Origin of the sequence: Hydrogenophaga taeniospiralis, from assembly GCF_020510445.1 — a bacterium.
Classification (GTDB): domain Bacteria; phylum Pseudomonadota; class Gammaproteobacteria; order Burkholderiales; family Burkholderiaceae_C; genus Hydrogenophaga.
In genome coordinates this window covers 2,250,837-2,266,127 of sequence record NZ_JAHBAG010000001.1, presented here as the reverse complement: position 1 = coordinate 2,266,127, position 15,291 = coordinate 2,250,837, and the positions used below count along the sequence as shown (strand labels likewise).

At 67.8% G+C, this 15,291-nt stretch carries 14 protein-coding genes; 3 read left to right on the top strand and 11 right to left on the bottom strand.

Annotated features, from left to right (window positions below):
* Window positions 1–2: 2 nt before the first annotated feature.
* Window positions 3–899, bottom strand: a complete 897-nt coding sequence (locus KIH07_RS10865; RefSeq protein ID WP_226491978.1) for a carbohydrate ABC transporter permease — start codon at window positions 897–899, stop codon at window positions 3–5.
* A 19-nt stretch (window positions 900–918) separates the two neighbouring features.
* Entirely contained in the window at window positions 919–2,193 is a 1,275-nt protein-coding gene (locus tag KIH07_RS10860) for an ABC transporter substrate-binding protein (RefSeq protein WP_226491977.1), read from the bottom strand.
* 359 nt (window positions 2,194–2,552) lie between these two features.
* Between KIH07_RS10860 and KIH07_RS10855 the strand changes: the two genes are divergently transcribed.
* Together KIH07_RS10855 and KIH07_RS10850 are read left to right on the top strand one after the other, a co-directional pair.
* Entirely contained in the window at window positions 2,553–3,575 is a 1,023-nt protein-coding gene (locus KIH07_RS10855) for a LacI family DNA-binding transcriptional regulator (RefSeq protein WP_226491976.1), read from the top strand.
* Window positions 3,576–3,634: 59 nt separating this feature from the next.
* On the top strand, window positions 3,635–3,823 hold the full coding sequence (locus KIH07_RS10850; protein WP_226491975.1) for a hypothetical protein: 189 nt from the start codon (window positions 3,635–3,637) through the stop codon (window positions 3,821–3,823).
* Here KIH07_RS10850 and KIH07_RS10845 read toward each other — a convergent pair.
* The 5 genes from KIH07_RS10845 to KIH07_RS10825 all read right to left on the bottom strand — a co-directional run bounded on the left by KIH07_RS10845 (window position 3,817) and on the right by KIH07_RS10825 (window position 7,168).
* On the bottom strand, window positions 3,817–4,305 hold the full coding sequence (locus KIH07_RS10845; RefSeq protein ID WP_226491974.1) for a DUF6920 family protein: 489 nt from the start codon (window positions 4,303–4,305) through the stop codon (window positions 3,817–3,819). The genes KIH07_RS10850 and KIH07_RS10845 overlap by 7 nt on opposite strands.
* A gap of 44 nt (window positions 4,306–4,349) precedes the next feature.
* Window positions 4,350–5,315 (bottom strand): alpha/beta fold hydrolase, encoded by a 966-nt coding sequence (locus KIH07_RS10840; RefSeq protein ID WP_226491973.1) that lies wholly within the window; start codon window positions 5,313–5,315, stop codon window positions 4,350–4,352.
* 19 nt (window positions 5,316–5,334) lie between these two features.
* Window positions 5,335–6,447: an Acg family FMN-binding oxidoreductase gene (locus KIH07_RS10835; RefSeq protein WP_226491972.1), complete on the bottom strand. Its 1,113-nt coding sequence runs from the start codon at window positions 6,445–6,447 to the stop codon at window positions 5,335–5,337.
* A 142-nt stretch (window positions 6,448–6,589) separates the two neighbouring features.
* Window positions 6,590–6,949 carry a group I truncated hemoglobin gene (locus tag KIH07_RS10830; RefSeq protein WP_226491971.1) on the bottom strand — a complete coding sequence of 120 codons (360 nt, stop codon included), beginning with the start codon at window positions 6,947–6,949 and terminating at the stop codon, window positions 6,590–6,592.
* Window positions 6,950–6,964: 15 nt separating this feature from the next.
* Window positions 6,965–7,168 (bottom strand): hypothetical protein, encoded by a 204-nt coding sequence (locus KIH07_RS10825; RefSeq protein WP_226491970.1) that lies wholly within the window; start codon window positions 7,166–7,168, stop codon window positions 6,965–6,967.
* Between the two features lie 133 nt (window positions 7,169–7,301).
* Here KIH07_RS10825 and KIH07_RS10820 point away from each other — a divergent pair, with 133 nt between their 5' ends.
* Window positions 7,302–10,499 carry an ATP-binding protein gene (locus tag KIH07_RS10820; protein ID WP_226491969.1) on the top strand — a complete coding sequence of 1,066 codons (3,198 nt, stop codon included), beginning with the start codon at window positions 7,302–7,304 and terminating at the stop codon, window positions 10,497–10,499.
* Between the two features lie 74 nt (window positions 10,500–10,573).
* Here the strand turns inward: KIH07_RS10820 and KIH07_RS10815 are convergent, their stop codons facing one another.
* From KIH07_RS10815 to KIH07_RS10800, 4 genes are all read right to left on the bottom strand, one after another.
* A complete protein-coding gene (locus KIH07_RS10815; RefSeq protein ID WP_226491968.1) occupies window positions 10,574–11,098 on the bottom strand; it encodes a DUF2894 domain-containing protein in 525 nt (174 codons plus the stop codon).
* Window positions 11,095–11,793: an OmpA family protein gene (locus KIH07_RS10810; protein ID WP_226491967.1), complete on the bottom strand. Its 699-nt coding sequence runs from the start codon at window positions 11,791–11,793 to the stop codon at window positions 11,095–11,097. Before KIH07_RS10810 ends, KIH07_RS10815 begins: the two co-directional genes overlap by 4 nt.
* A 64-nt stretch (window positions 11,794–11,857) precedes the next feature.
* Complete coding sequence (locus KIH07_RS10805) at window positions 11,858–14,119, bottom strand: DUF802 domain-containing protein (protein ID WP_226491966.1); 2,262 nt, start codon at window positions 14,117–14,119, stop codon at window positions 11,858–11,860.
* Window positions 14,120–14,388: 269 nt separating this feature from the next.
* Window positions 14,389–15,078 (bottom strand): DUF3348 family protein, encoded by a 690-nt coding sequence (locus tag KIH07_RS10800; protein WP_226491965.1) that lies wholly within the window; start codon window positions 15,076–15,078, stop codon window positions 14,389–14,391.
* Between the last annotated feature and the right edge of the window lie 213 nt (window positions 15,079–15,291).

Below are 15,291 nucleotides of genomic sequence, written 5' to 3'. Positions count from 1 at the left end.
CCTCACTTTCGCTCTCGGGCGGCATAGAACTGGATGGACGCCAGCAGGGCCACCAGCAGCACGATGACGTAAGACACCGTGGCGGCGTAGCCAAAGTTGGGCACAAACTTGAATGACAGGTTGTAGATGTAGAGCGACAGCGTGAGCGTGCTGTCGGACACCACGCCACTGACCGCGGTGATGTTCATGGGCTCGTCAAACAACTGCAGCGTGCCGATGGTGGAGGTCACCGTGGTGAACAGAATCACTGGCTTGAGCATGGGAATGGTGATGGAGACAAAGCGGCGGTAGGCCGAGATGCCATCAATACGCGCGGCTTCGTAGATCGACTTGTCGATGTTCTGCATGGCCGCGAGGTAGAAGATCATGTTGTAGCCGGTCCAGCGCCAGGTGATGGCGCTGATGATCACGACCTTGGACCAGAACGGATCGTTGAGCCAGGGGATGGGCTGGTCGATGAAGCCGAGCCATGCCAGCGCATGGTTGACCAGGCCGTCGTACGAAAACATGCTTTTGAACAGCACCGAATACGCCACTAGCGAGGTCACGCAGGGCAGGAACACCGCCGTGCGCAACAGTCCGCGAAAACGCAGGTTGGGCATGTTCAGGCAACTTGCCATGACCAGCGCCAGCACGATCATGAGCGGCACCTGGATGATCAGGAAGATGAAGGTGTTCTGCAGTGCCCGCAAGAAAATCGGGTCGCTGAACAGACGCACCACGTTGCCGGTGCCTACGAATTCAATGACGGTCCCTTGCCCGGCGTGCAGGGACATCCACAGCGACTTGACGATCGGATAGGCCATGAAGACCCCGATGAGTGCAAGTGCGGTGGAAACAAAGAGCCAACCGTTGACGTCGTAAAAACGCCGGTAGCTGGTCGTAGGCGTGGGCCCCATGGTGGTCTTTCGGTTCAGCTTATTTGACTTGCGAAGCGAGCTGGTTGTGGATGTTCTCCAGCACCTTGTCCACCGGCATGCCCTGGGCCAGGCCCTGCAGCTGGGCGGCCACGGCGGCGTCACCCTCGTAGGTGTACATGCCGTAGTTCACGGAAGGCACCTTGCCCATCCAGTCGCTGAACTTCTGCCACACCTTGTCGCCGCCAAAGAAAGCATCGCCTTCAGAGTAGGCCTTGCCACTGCGCGAGGCCAGCAGCGAACCCACGGCGCCGCGGGACTGCAGGATGGTCTGGTAGAAGTCCACATCCTTGGCGTAGATCTCATTCAGGAAGTCGGCCGCCGCGGCCTTCTCCTTGCCGCTGGACAGCACATACCAGCTGGAGCCGCCCAGATTGGAGGCGTTCACTGCGCCCGGCAGGTCCAAACGGGGCGTGGGTGCCACGGCCCATTTGCCGGATTGGCTGGCTTCGGCCTTGACCGAGCCGGTGATCCACACGCCGGTGGTGATGGATGCCACATCACCCTTGTTCAAAGCGCCCACCCACTCGCCCCAACCGGAGGTGGGCTTGTAGATGCCGGTCTTGAGGAACTTGGCCTGTGTTTCCAGGGCGGCCCTGAGCGCGGGGTTGCTCTTGATGTCGAGTTTGCCGTCTTTGTCAAAGTACCAACGGCCGGCACCCTGCATCATCACGCGGATGAGGCCACCGTCCTGCGGGTCCATGGCAAACATCTTCTTGCCGGTCTTGGCTTCAACCTGCTTGCCGATTTCGATGAAGCGGTCCCAGGTGATGTTCTGCATGTCCTTGTCGCTGAAGCCGGCCTGCTTGATCAGATCGGTGCGGTAGTACATGCCGGTGGTGCCGGTGTCAAAAGGCAGGCCGTAGGCCTTGCCGCCCATGGTCATGAGGTTGACCTTGTAGTTGGCAAAACCCTTGTAGTCCACCTTGCCGGACAAGGATTCGAACGCGCCGGGGAATGAGCGCAGGTACTTGGGTGCGTTGTAGTCTTCCACCAGCACGATGTCGGGCAGGTTTTTGGTCACGCCGGAGGCCAGGGTGGTCTGCAGCTTCTGCTCCAGATCGGCCTTGGCCATGTCGACGATCTTGAAGGTCACGCCGGGGTGCTTGGCGGTGTAGCGCTTCGCGGCCTCTTGCATGATGGCGATGTTGAAGTTGGGGTCCCAGGCCCAGATGGTGACTTCACCCGCGTGGGCGGCGTGGCTGGCCATCAGGCCGAAGGTGCTGAGGGCCAGGCCGATCATGGCGCTGAGGGTGCTGCGTTTCGCGAAATTCATGGTTTGTTTTCCTGTCTCTGTGTCAATGAATAGGTGGCAAGTGGCGGCCGGTAGAACATGGCACGCTTGGCTTGTTGTCTCCGGTAAACGAGTGATGACGGTGGTGCGACGGGCATCCTTTCCAAAATTTAAGCGGTTAAATTTCAAGCCGACTCAGGCCCGCGTTTGCTGACTGACCAAGAGAGCGACATCCCGGAAGCTCCTCTGAAATACCTTAAAGATTAAAATTTAAGCGGTTAAATTCAGCCATTTTTGGAGTATATCTACGGGTGCAGACAAATAAACCGCGTCCTAGGGTAAGTCCCAGGGTTCAAAAAAACGCATCAATTGATGCCAATTCACATGAAGTTGCAGCGCACATGGCCACCCTGAGTGAAGTCGCCCGCCTGGCCGGTGTCACCACCGCCACCGTCTCCAATGTGCTGCGCAACACGCAGAAGGTGAAGCCTGCCACCGTGCAAAAGGTGCAGGAAGCCATCGCCGCCACCGGCTACCGGCCCAACCTGATGGCACGCGCGCTGGCCGAGGGCAAGTCGTCCATGGTGGCGCTGGTGCTGCCCGACATCAACAATCCGTTTTACCCCGAGTTCGTGCGCGTGGCCGAGCGCGTGGCGCGGCACCGCAACTACTTCCTGATGGTGTGCAACACCGACGAGCGCCCCGACATTGGCCGCGCCTACCTGCACCAGATCGCCGGCACGCTGGCCGACGGCGTGCTGGTGCTGCACACCGGTATCAGTGCCGACGATATCAACGCGCTGAAAACGCGCCGCTCCCCCATCGTGCTGGCGTCCGAAGAAAAGGTGGACCTGGCCGACCAGATCCCGCATGTGGTGGTGAACTTCCACCGCGCTGGTGAGATTGCCGGCCAGCACCTGCTGACGCTGGGCCACCGGCGCATTGGCGTGATTGTGGGTTGCGGCCTGGAAGGCATGCAGGTCGGGCGGCTCGAAGGTTTTCGCGATGCGCTGCACGCGGCTGGCGTGGCGCTGCCGGACGCGGTCATCCGCAACGTGAGTGACACCGTGGCCGGGGGCCACGACGCGGCGGTGTCGCTGCTGGAGCAGCACCCCGATCTCACCGCCATTTTTTGCACCAACGACTTGATGGCCTATGGCGCCTCGCAGGCGCTGGCCGACCGGGGCATCCGCATTCCGCAAGACATCTCGCTCATCGGTATCACCGACATCCAGCTGGCCAAGGACATGCGGCCCGCGCTCACCACGGTGGCTCTGGGCATCGAGCAGGTGGCCACCATCTCCATCAACCTGCTGCTGGACCTGATAGAAAACCCGACGCACGAGCCCACCATCGTGCAGGTGCCCGACCCGGTGCTGGTGGTGCGCACCTCCACCGGCCCGGCGCGCAGCGCCGCCGCCTGACCGGGCCGCTGTAGCACCAGGCGAGCACGCTGAGCGACGTTCTCGTTTTCGGCGGCCATGTGTTGTGGAACGACCTTCTGGTCCACGGCCTGATCGACGAACTGCATCTCTTGATCTTCGAGAGCGGCGCGATCCTGCTCCATCTTGGCGAGCGCAGCGTCGCGTCAATGCCTGCTGATTCCGTCCCCAGCACCACGCCGAGGGTGCGCAACACGAGCATGTGGGAATTGAGCGGGCCGGATCAATAGGGCGCCCATTCGTAGCTCAGTGAGCGGATCGTTCCACGCCAGTAAGGCTTGCGCCCACCCTCTTCGGGCGGCAGCAGCCAGGCCACTTCACCCGACAGGGGGACTCGCATGCCTTCGCGCAGCTGGTGGTTCGACCAGCGGCCTTCCCATGGCCGCATGACGATCTTGCCGCCCTCTGTGCGCCCGCGCGCATCGGCACGCACCGACTCCATCAGCCCTTGTGCGTCGAAGGTGAGCGTCAGCGTAAGCGACAGCTCGCCGTCGGGCATCGTGGCCCGGAAGTAGCGCTGCACCACCGGTGGCAAACCCTCGAGCTCTCGCGCATCGAAGCGCGCAGGGCTCGGTGCCACACGGCCGGCCTCCAGCCGGTCCACCAGAGACTGGGTCAGGCCACGCCATTTCCACGCGCCCCATGCGATGAGCGCGGCGAATGCCAGGACCACGACCAAAACCGTGGCCAGTGCGATCTTCAGGAGTCCCATGTCCGTTCTCCGCTGGGGGGTTGAGTGAAAGGTTTTGGCCGGACTCATGGCCAGTGGGCCGATCTCAGCAGCGCCAGCACGGCATCGCGCACGGTGTCGTCGTGCCCCACCAGCAGGTGGCCGCCTTGCTCGAAACCGAGAAACCTCGCACCAGCGATCTGGCTGGCCGTGTACTCGGCGGGAGCGTAGGTGCCAAACCCATCGTCACGCGCGCTCACCACGAGCGTGGGCGCCTGGATGCGCGCCAGCGCATACGGCTGGAGCCCTTTGCCCAGCCTGGTATCGTCGCGCAACCCGGCCGCCCGGGCCGACACCGGCAGGATGCGGTCGGCCAGATCGTTCACGCGCGCGCGCTCGGGTTCGCTGGCCGCGGCCACCTGCTCGGGCGGCGTGGCCAGCACGTGGCGGACCAGCTGATCGCGGGCCAGCCGCAGCCCAGCCCAGAACAGGAAGTCCGAGCCCAGCAGGCGCAGCAGCAGCGCGTCTTTGCGGTCGGAAATGGGCGCTGCCGTGGCCGCGACGTCGCCGGGCTTCCAGGCGATCGGCACCACCAGCGCCAGCGCACTCACGCGGTCCGGGTGGCGGATCGCGGTCTGCATGGCCGACGGGCCGCCCGCCGACACGCCCATCACCGCCGCGCGCTGGATGCCCAGCGCATCGAGCAGACACACATGCGCATCGGCCTGCGCCTCGGGCGAGGCGTCAACCGGCCGGGGCGTGCGCAGATAGCCAAAGCGCGACATCGCGATCACCCGCACACCGTGTTGTGTCAACGGCCGCGCCCACGCCATGCCTTGGTCGTGGCCGCCTCCGCTGCCGTGGATCACCAGCAGCGGAATGCCTTGCCCCGCCTGCTGCACCTCGATGGGGCCGCAGCGGGTGTTCACCACTTCGCTGCCCGTGGCCGACAACGCGCTGGCCCGCCCGATGTCCTGCCGGAAGCGCCAGCCGGTCCACAGGGCCGCGACCAGCAGGCTCAAGACGACGATGCTCCAGGCAGTCGCTTTCATGGTCCTCCCGGCGCTGCACTCACACCAGCACAGCCTGCACCGGGCGGCGCAGCGAGGGCGGCAAGGTGGGCCCGCGTCCGAACCGGATCACCAGGTCCGGCCGCTGGTGGCCCAGGCCGATGGCGTTCGCGAACGGGGGACGCAACGCCGCGAGTTCGACCGGCATGTTGACGTGGGCGTTGCGCACACCCATGACGGTACCCTGCAGCGCGAAGCGCTCATAGGCCCGGCCCACATCCACCCAATGGGCCTTGTCTTCCTTGGCGGCCACGAACACCGCGACACCAGCCGAGCTGTGCAACTGCCGGGTGTATTTCTCGTTTTCCGACTTGGCCGTGACCACGAAGTCGAACAGTAGATTGCCCAGCCAGGACGGCAGCGTGGGGTTGCCCGACGATTTTCCGAACAGCCCGTCGCCCTGCGCCACCGCGTCTGAGGCACTGAAGCGGATCCAGGACTTCAACTCCTTGACGAACGCCCTGTCGTTCAGCTGTGCGGTGTTGCCCTGCACGACGAAATCCAGCACCCGGTCCATGGCGGTCTTCTCGGTGAGCAGGAGCAGGCGCACCCGGTCGTTGCTGCCGGCACGTTCGAGCAGGCCCAGGTCCTGGGCGCTCAGGGCTTCGCCGTCGTATTCGCCACGCGTGCACTGGCGTTCGGGTATCGCCTTGAACCACGAGGTGACGACGGCGGGCGTGGGTGACAGGTTGACGACCACCGCGTCGCGCGTCGCATCGAAATGAACCTCGCTGGCCAGACCCAGCGCCAGCCCCGCCTGCACCAGGTTCTCGGCGGCACAGCCCAGCGACACGTAGAGGTGGTGGTCGTCCGGGTCCACCACAGGGCATCGGCGTGAAAGGTCGGGCAGGATGGTGACGCTCTGTCCGCCCAGCGCGAACTTCCAGCACTGCGTGTTGTGGCTCGACGGTGCCAGGGTCGCGTAGCGCACCAACTCCTGACTCAGCGCAGCGCCCGACAGACCCTGCAAAGGCCCCGCACGCCAGATGCGCGCCTTCGCCGCTTCGTAAGACTCCGCGGCCCAGGCCGAGGGGCTCGCTCCGAACGTGGCAGCGCCCCCAAGCACCCCTGGCGTGCTCGCCAGCAACGCCCGGCGTGTCAACTTGTTCGTCATCGTTCCCCCAAAGCGTGTTGCCTGCTTCGCCCAGCCCTGCCGGGTCGGCTTGCTCACCATTTTGGGGTTGCACGGCCCAAATCCGTTGATTCACATCAAGCGAGTCGCCGCCGAGTGCCGCTGGCGTCCGGCCATGTGCTGCTCAGACCCGCAGCACGTCGCCCTTCAACGAGTAGAGGATCGCCACCACCTCGTTGATTTCGGTGCCGCCGACCCCCTGGCCCTGCATGGCGGCCACAAAGTCATCGATGGTGGCGATCAATTCCTGCTCGCTGATGTTCATCCCGGCATGCGCGGTGCGCAGATCGCGGCCCTCGTAGTGCTGAGGTCCGCCCGCGCCCATGCAGAAGAACTGCGCACCCATCCGTTTCGCGTGGGCCAGGTCCTTGCCGCTGAAGCGGGGGGCCAGCAGCGGGTTGACGGCGTGGCGATCAACCGCGTCGTCAACGATGGCGGTGATCCCCTCGGACTCGCCGAGTCTTTGGTAAAGCGATGGCGTCATGGTGGTCTCCTGGTTTCATTGCTGCCGGATCAACCACGAGTCGTACTCGATGGATCCCGGGTCCGGGGCGGCGTCGCCGAGCGCCTGGTGCGGCTCCGCGAGCGCCTGGTCGATGGCCGAGTCGAGGCGGGCGAACGCATCGGGCGTCAACATCGCGGGCAGCGTCAGCGTCGCTGTGCCGTAGGGGGGAATCAGGATGGAAATCTGTTGCGTGGTCATGGTGCACTCCTGTTGGATGTCGCGGGTCTTGGGCAACCCGCGGACCACAGCATCGCCATCCGGCGTTCCTGAAACGTTCCCGGCCGCCGAGGGCATTGCGCTTGCCGGCCGGGCGCCGCACACTTGATCCACCATGGTTCTGTCCCACGCCATCGAAGAATCCGAGCCGGCCAGTCACCTCGAAGTCCGCCTGTTGGGTGGGTTCTCGGTGTCGATCGACGGCGCCGAGCTCGCTCCCGAGCGATGGCCCAGCCTGCGCTCGGCCCAGCTGGTGCAACTGCTGAGCCTGGCGCCGCAGCGGCGCCTGACACGCGACCGTGTCGTCGACACGCTGTGGCCGCAACTGGAGCCCGACGCCGGCGCAGCGAACCTGCGCAAGGCCGCCCACCACGCCCGGCAAGCCCTCGGCCGGCACGACGGTGTGGTGTTGCACGGCGGCGAGGTGGTGCTGTGGGCCCATGGCCGGGTTGCCGTCGACGTCGACCGCTTCGAGCTACTCGCGCAGGCGGCGCTCGCCGGCGGGGAGTGCGAGGCTTGCGCACAGGCGGTCGACGCCTACGCCGGCGACCTGCTGCCGGGCTCGACCTACGAAGCCTGGGCCGAACCGGCACGCGAACGGCTGCACGCACGTTTCATCGCGCTGCTTCGGGCCAGCGCTCAGTGGGAACGCCTGGCCCGGGTGGAGCCCACCGATGAGCCCGCCCACCGCGAACTGATGGCGCGCGAGTTCGCGACCGGCAACCGGGCGGCCGCCGTGCGCTGGTACGCGCACCTGCGCGAGGCGCTCGAACGGGAACTCGGCGTCGCACCCGGTCGCGACACCGAGGCCCTGTACGAGCAATGTGTCGCGGGCCTGCAGCCAGCGGGTCCGGCCACCATCGGGCGGGCGTTGCTCCGTGCCCAGGCCGTGGCCTGGCTGGGAATGACCGCCACCGAACGGCCCGGCGGCATCGTGCTGCGCGGCCCCGCCGGCATCGGCAAGACCGCTTTCTGTCGTGAACTCGGTGCGCTGGCCCGGGAGCGCGGCTGGAAGGTCGTTCCCGTGGACGCCGCACAGCCCGGACGCACCTATGCGGTGATCGCTGCCTTGACCGAACGGCTGGTCGTGTCCGACCGCGGCATGCTCGACCGCATCGGCGCACCGGCGCGCTCGGTGCTGGCCCAGCTCAGCCCACTCGCGGCGCCCGCCGCCGCCCTGGCCGGTCCGCTGGGGCGGCACCAGGTGATCGGCGCGCTCAGACGTCTGCTGCTGGCCGCCTCGGGTGGTGGCGAGGTCATGGTGCTGGTGGACGACGCACACCTGATCGACGACGCCGACGCCGACGTGTTGATGCACCTGGCCTGCGCCGGTCCACCGGTGTGCGTGGTGCTGGCAACGCGCGCTCCCGCGCTGGGGTCGGCGCTCGCCCGCGGCGTGTCGCGCCTGGTCGGCAGCGGCGTCATGCAGGCCCTCGATCTTGAGCCGCTGGACGAGGACGAGGCCCGTCGGCTCGTGGTCCAGGCAGCACCGTGTCCCTTGTCCGAACAGAATGTGTCGCACATCGTTCGCGTGGCCGAGGGCAACCCGTTTGCCGCGATCGAGCTGGCGCGCTGCGCAGAATCCTCCGGCGCGCGCCTGCCCCGCAACGTCGCCGAAGCCATCCTGGCCCGTCTGTGCGATGTGCCCGACGCGGCGCTGGCGTCGCTGAAGTGGATGGCCCTGGCCGGCGACGCCTTCGACCCCACCACGGCCGCAGCCCTGACACCAGACACCGAGGCACATGCGTTTGCGGCGCTGGACCTTGCGCTGGCCGCGGGCGTGCTGGTGCTGGCCGGCACGGGCTACCGGTTTCGGCACGACCTGGTGCGCCAGGTCCTGATCGAGCAGATCCCGCCGCATCAGCGATTGAAGATGCACCGCCAGGCGGCGCAGCGCCTGAGCGAACTCGACGCCGCGCCGGCCCTCGTGGCACGCCACTGGCTCGACGGCGGCAACCCGCGCGATGCCGTGCCTTGCCTGCTTGCAGCGGCGCGCGATGCGGTGCGGCTGGCCGCCTTCAGTGACGCGCTGCGTCATCTGGAGCCCGTGCTGGCCTTCGAGGCCGGGCATGCCGAGGCGCTGCGTTTGCGCGCGGAGGCGCTGGACGCCATGGGAGACCCGGCGGCGGTGGCCGCCTACAGGACGGCCGCCCTCGCAGCCGACGAGCCGATGTCGCACAACCTGCGTGCCAAGGGTGCCCTGGCGCTGATCAAGCAAGGCGACCCGAAGGGCGCGCTCGAAGAGCTGGTGGGCGTCAGGCCGAACAGTGTGGACGGACGGCTGTGCGAGGCGCTGACCTACAGCGGTGCCGCGGCCCTGGGCGCGGCCGACCCGGCCATGGGCACGCGCAAGGCGGCCGAGGCCAGACGACTCGCCTTGCAGACCGGTGATGTCTCGGCCATCGTGACAGCCTCGTGGGCCCAGGCGGCGGCGGCGCACGCCCGCGGGGAACTGCACCAGAGCGTCTGGGCCGACCTGCAGGACACCCGCCAGCTGCCGCACCTGGCCATGCGCGTGTTCGACGGGCAACTCTGCATCCTGCAGCGTTTCCTCTACGGGGCGCGGCCCTATCCCGAGGTCATTGCCTTTGCACAGGGGCTGGCGGACGAAGCCGTCCGGATCGGCGCTGCGCGAGGACACGCTTTTGGCGTCACCTTGCGCGGCGAGGCCGAACTGCTGGCCGGCGATCTTTCCGCGGCCGAGGAGCACCTGACACTGGGTGCGCGCCTGCACCATGCCATCGGCGGCGCGACCGGTGAGGCCTTTTCGATGCAGCGGCTGGCCGAGGTCGCGATGTACCGCGAGCGGCTCGACGACGCCCGTGCCCTGATCGACGAGGCGCTGGATCTGGCGCGGCAGACCGACATCGGGTTTCACCTGCTGGACCGGATCTACGGGACGCGCATCCGCCTTGCCCGCAACCCGACCGCCGCGCTGCATGCGCTGGAGGATGCCCGCGAGGCTGTGCGCGGCCCGCTGGAGACCTGCCCCGGTTGCCGCATCACGTTCGCGGTGCCGGCGGCGATCGCCGCGGCGCGTGCGAGGCGCCTCGATCTGGCCGAGGCGTACGCCGGCCAGACGGCCTATCTGGCGGACGTGGTGATGCGCTTGCCGGCCTGGCACGCGGCGCACGATGAGGTGCTCGGTCACATGGCGGTCGCTCGCGGCGAGGGCGCGCACGTGGCCGCCGCGCGCTTTGCAAGCGCCGCTGCGCGCTTCCGTGGCGCCGGCCACCCGATCGATGCGCTGCGCTGCGAGCGGCTCGCGGTGGCTGCCGAATCGGGCGAAGCACAAGGCGTTGACGCGGCTTGAACGTTTGGCGGTTTCGCCGGCGCTGTGTCGCACGCGTCTCGGTGGCATGCAACTGGCCACGGCTTTGCCCGCGTTCAACCCTTCTGCCGACCCACCTTCACAGTCTTGCCCTTGCCCGCCGGCGCCTTGAGCTGCCCCTGCGCCTGCTCCAGCCAGAGCAGGGTTTCGGTGTGCGAAAGGAAGCGCCGCAGGTAGTGCGGCGAGAGCTCGCGCATGAGGCCGAGGGTGCGCAGCACGAGCATGTGAGAGTTGAGCGGGCCGGCGTTTTCGGGGGCGCGGTGCGTGGCCTGCACCACGGCTGCTTCGGCGCCCAGGCGTTCCCAGGTTTCGCGGAAGCGCTGGGCGCTGCGGAGTTCGGGCCACTTGTCGCCGTTTGATCTGCTTCCGGCCGCTGCGGCTTGGCTGGCCTGGGCGATGTGGGCGTTGAGGGCTGCCAAGGGGGAAGGTGCCGCCCGCTGCGCTGGGATTACCCTTTCCCCCTCTGGGGGAAGGTTGGGATGGGGGCTGCGCTCCGGCGATGCACTCGAAGGCGCGCCCCCACCCCTGCCCTCCCCCAGAGGGGGAGGGAGAAGATCAGGGCCGGTGGGCTGGGTGTTCATGGCTTGGCGGTGGCAGCCGTTGCAGGCTGCGAAAGCGCGGCCGTGCTGGCCGTGGGCGCGGCGCGGGGCACGGGGGCCATTTCCACGCGGCGGTTCAGGGCGCGGCCTTGTTCGTCGGCGTTGCTGGCCACGGGTTGCTCGGCGCCAAAGGCGGCGCTGAACACGCGCTGGCGCGGCATGCCTTCTTTGACGAGGGTACGCGTCACGGTGAGCGCGCGCTGGGCCGATAGCTCCAGGTTGTCTTCGAAGCGTTGGTTCGGGCCTTTGACGATGGGCTTGTCGTCGGTGAAGCCGCTCACCATGAGCATCTCGTCGCGCTCGCCGAGGTACACCTCCAGCGGCGGCACCAGGCTTTTCAGCAGTTGCTGACCTTCGGGGCGCAGTTGGTCGGAGTTGAAGTCGAACAGCACGCTGCCACTGATGCCGATGCGGCCGTTGTTGAGCGTGACGCGGCCGCTCTGCAGCGGAATGGCGAGCGCTTTTTCCAGCGCCATGCGGCGGGCTTCTTCCTGCTGGCGTTTGGCGATCTCGGACTGCAGGTTGGCCATCAGGTCCATCTGCACCAGCAGCACGCCGATCAGGATGAGCACGAACGCGCCGACCACGCCGGACATGAGGTCACCGAACACGGCCCAGACGGGCGCGGTCTCACCGAGGCCGTCGTCGATGGCGGTGTCGTCCACGCTGCTGCTCATCGGACGACCCTCCGTGCTGCGCACTGCGGGGCTGAGCGCCTTCGGAACGGCCGGGCGGCGCTCATCACGCGGCTCCTTGAACGGCGGGTGCGGCTGGCGCAGCTTTGGCGACGGCAGGTTTGTTGGCACGCAGCAGGCGCATGTCTTCCACGATGCCCTGCTGCGCGCTGATGCTGAGGTCGATCACCTCGCGCGCCTGCGCCACGTAGTAGGCGAGCTGTTCGTCGCTGCGCGCCATGTGCTGGCCGATGGCACCTTCCACGCGCTGCAGGCCGTCGACGAGCTTTTCGTTCGTGCTGCTGAACCGCTCGACGCCCTGCTGGAAGGCCTGGCCCAGGGCGGCGAGTTCGGCGGCGCTGGTGGCCATTTGCGCGGTCTGCTCGTCGGCCCTGCCAGCCTGGGCGCCCAGGGTCTGCGCGAACTGGGCGCCGGTCTGGTTGAGCACGGTGGTGGCCGACGCGACCAACGATTCGATGGCAGCGCGCTGCTCGCCGGTGGTCTGCTGCACGTTCTGCAGCAGGCTGCTGATGTGGGCCACCAGCTCGGTGCGCTCTTGCAGGGCGAGGTTGTCGCGTTCGGTGAGGCGGCTCATTTCGCCGCGCAACTGGCCAATGACTTCGGCCGCGGCCTTGGGCGCCTCGGACGCCGTTTCGAGAAGACGCGACATGGGTGCTTCGAGCGAGGTGCCGAGCGTGGCCAGGTGCTCGGTGACGGCGACCTGCAGCTCGCCCAGGCGCTGCACCGCGGCCTGGCCGCGCGCGGCTTCTTCGCTGCGCAGGGTTTGCAGGTGCGTGCTTTCGTCTGTGCGCAACGCGCTGAGTTCGCTGCGCCACAGGGCGGCCAAATCGTCCATGCGCTGGCCGTGTTGTTGCGTCCACAACGCTTCGGCCTCGGTGCGGGCCAACACCAGCGCTTCGCTCTGCGCCAGCAGGCGGGCCACGCTGTCCATGCTGCGCGTGGCCTGCTCGATGGCGCTGTGCTGGATGGCGTTGGCGGTCTGCTCCAGCGTCTGGCAGACGGCCTGCTGCTGTGCGAGGTGGTGCTCGCCCACCTGCTGCCACTCGGCCTGCAAACTGCTGGCCATGCCTTGCAGCGCGGCCGTCCAGGCGGCTTGCTTCTGCGCTTCGGCCTGGGCCTGCTCGTTGTGCTGCTGCGCCGTGGCCTGCTGCACGTTGGACAGCAGCTGGGCGGCACGGGTTTCGAAGCTGGTGTTGAACTCGGCCAGCGCCTGGCCCAGACCGCTCACCAACTGCTCGTTGGTGCGGGCGTGGTTCTGCAGCGCGCTGGCCCAGCCTTCGGCCACACTGCCGGTGGTGGCGGCGAACTGGGTGGAGAGGCCGGTCAGCTGCGTCTGCACAGCGGCGCTCACGCGCTCGTGCAGGCGGGTGGACTCTTGCGCGATGGCGGCCATGGCGCTTTCCACCACGGGCTGGATGCTCTCGCCCGCCATCCGCGCGCTGGACGACAGGCTCTCGCTCAGCGCCTGCGCCACCGACTGGCCCAGGCCCGTGTACGCGGCGGCGGCTTCGCGGTGGAACTGGTCCTGCCGCGCGCTGAGCTGTTGATCGAGCTGCTGGTGGCGGCGCTCGACCTGCTCCATCAGCGCCTGCAGCTGGGTGACGACCTGGGGCAGCGCGTCGGCCTGGCGTTGCAGGGCGGCGAAGGTGTGATCGCGGTTCTCTGCGGCGATGAAGGCGGCGGTGAAGGGGCGCAGCGCGCCAGCGGTGTGCTGCTCCAGCGCGCGGGCCACGTCCAGACGCTCGCGGCGGGCGATGGCCGACATGAGGCCCAACATGGCCGAGCTGGCCACGCCGGCCACCGAGGTACCGAACGAAATGCCCAGGCCCTTGATGGGCGCGGCCAGCGCGCCACGGATGGCGCCCAGATCGGCCGAACCTTCGAGGGCGAACACGGCGCCCTTGAAGGTGACCACCATGCCGAGGAAGGTGCCGAGCATGCCGAGCATGACCAGCAGGCCGATGAGGTAGGGCGTGAGCGCCAGGCCGGGCAGCGCGCCGCGCCCGCTCTCGACGCGCTGGCGCACGGCGTTTTGCAGCGGCGCTGGCACGCGGGCCAGCCATTCGGCCAGGCTGCCCAGCGGCTGCGGGATGTGGGCGAACGCCTGGGCCAGACCGGTGGAGGCGCTGCGGAAGCGGTGGATTTCCTGCGCGCCCACCAGGTAGGCGACGGCGATGGCCACCGTCATGCCCAGGGCAAGCCAGCTGGCGGTGCCGACGAAGCCGACGCCGACCCAGGCGATGGCGAACAGGCCGAGCAGGAAGGCGCCTGTGAGCAGGGCGCGGCTGGAGAAGGAAGAAGAAGGCATGGCTGGTGTTTTCAAAGGCTCAGATTCGGTGTTGGGCGTTGGCCTGGCGCTTTGGGCGGGGGGAGAGCCCCTCACCCCAGCCCTCTCCCCAGAGGGGCGAGGGAGTGAAGGCACGGTGCGCCGCTGGGTGGGCGTCGAAGGAGTGGTTCATAAGTCTGATCAGGCGCTCAAAGGAAGGGCAGCCTCATCAGCGGATGCCGAAGGTCCGGCTTTGCCGGCCCGAAGGCATCGTCCCCCGGGGGGAAGACGCGAAGCGGCGCAGGGGGAGCTCATATATCCATTGCCTCGATCATTCCGACGACCGGTTGCAAACGGTGGTCCAGCTCGGCGAGCAGGGTCTGCTCCAGCTCGGTGTTGAAGCCCTGCAACCAACGCAGGTCATGCGGGGTGTCGGACGCGGCGGCGGTCTGGCGCAGCGCCATGAACCGCGCTCGGAGGAAATTGGGCAGGTTGTTCAGCAAGCGCTGCTCGCGCCCGCCCAGCATTTCGCCCAGCGCAGCGTCCAGCGCGGCGAGCTGGGCCAGGCGGGGCGCGCCTTGGGCCAGGGTCTGGCGCACGTGGCCGCGCAGCGCGTCCACGCTCATTTCCATGCGGCGCTGCTGGTCCTGGTAGCGCTGGAGGCAGAAGGCGAACTCGGTGTCGAGGTCGTCCGGGTCGGGCCGGTGGCGCGTGTCGCGCGTGGTGATGGACTGGCTGAGCACGGCGCGCACGCGCTCCAGCTCGCCCTGCAGCGTGGCGGCGGTGGCGGCCGGCTGGCCGGGTGCGCGGGCGGCCTGCCGGCCGGCAGCGGCGATGGCCGCGTGCGCCGAACTCAGGCCGATGGCGTCGGCCACGTTGAGCCACTGCCCCAGGCGCTCGGCCACGTCCTGCCGCGCCGCGTCGCCGGGCGCCGGCGCGCCGGCGGGCAAAAAGCCCGCGAGCTGGCGCACCAGGCCTGAACGATGGAGGTTGCTGCGCAAGAAATACCTTCCTTCGCGCCCCAACGGGGCGCCATCCACATCATGAAATGGGTTGAGGCGCGGGCCACGGGGCCTGCACCGGCACTGACCTGGTTCGGGCCGCTGGCAGCGGCACCTGGGCGGTGGCCCGAACGGGGCCTCAAACGCCTGTCGGTGGGGGTTTTGCGTGCCTGGGCACGCATTGCCGGACCGGGTCCGTCCTCTGGGACGGTC

Excerpts from the sequence above, each read along its gene's own strand:
- KIH07_RS10805 (WP_226491966.1), bottom strand. The coding sequence starts at position 14,119 with ATGCCTTCTTCTTCCTTCTCCAGCCGCGCCCTGCTCACAGGCGCCTTC.
- KIH07_RS10855 (WP_226491976.1), top strand. The coding sequence starts at position 2,553 with ATGGCCACCCTGAGTGAAGTCGCCCGCCTGGCCGGTGTCACCACCGCC.
- KIH07_RS10840 (WP_226491973.1), bottom strand. The coding sequence starts at position 5,315 with ATGAAAGCGACTGCCTGGAGCATCGTCGTCTTGAGCCTGCTGGTCGCG.
- KIH07_RS10810 (WP_226491967.1), bottom strand. The coding sequence starts at position 11,793 with ATGAGCAGCAGCGTGGACGACACCGCCATCGACGACGGCCTCGGTGAG.
- KIH07_RS10815 (WP_226491968.1), bottom strand. The coding sequence starts at position 11,098 with ATGAACACCCAGCCCACCGGCCCTGATCTTCTCCCTCCCCCTCTGGGG.
- KIH07_RS10830 (WP_226491971.1), bottom strand. The coding sequence starts at position 6,949 with ATGACGCCATCGCTTTACCAAAGACTCGGCGAGTCCGAGGGGATCACC.
- KIH07_RS10865 (WP_226491978.1), bottom strand. The coding sequence starts at position 899 with ATGGGGCCCACGCCTACGACCAGCTACCGGCGTTTTTACGACGTCAAC.
- KIH07_RS10860 (WP_226491977.1), bottom strand. The coding sequence starts at position 2,193 with ATGAATTTCGCGAAACGCAGCACCCTCAGCGCCATGATCGGCCTGGCC.
- KIH07_RS10820 (WP_226491969.1), top strand. The coding sequence starts at position 7,302 with ATGGTTCTGTCCCACGCCATCGAAGAATCCGAGCCGGCCAGTCACCTC.
- KIH07_RS10825 (WP_226491970.1), bottom strand. The coding sequence starts at position 7,168 with ATGACCACGCAACAGATTTCCATCCTGATTCCCCCCTACGGCACAGCG.
- KIH07_RS10845 (WP_226491974.1), bottom strand. The coding sequence starts at position 4,305 with ATGGGACTCCTGAAGATCGCACTGGCCACGGTTTTGGTCGTGGTCCTG.
- KIH07_RS10835 (WP_226491972.1), bottom strand. The coding sequence starts at position 6,447 with ATGACGAACAAGTTGACACGCCGGGCGTTGCTGGCGAGCACGCCAGGG.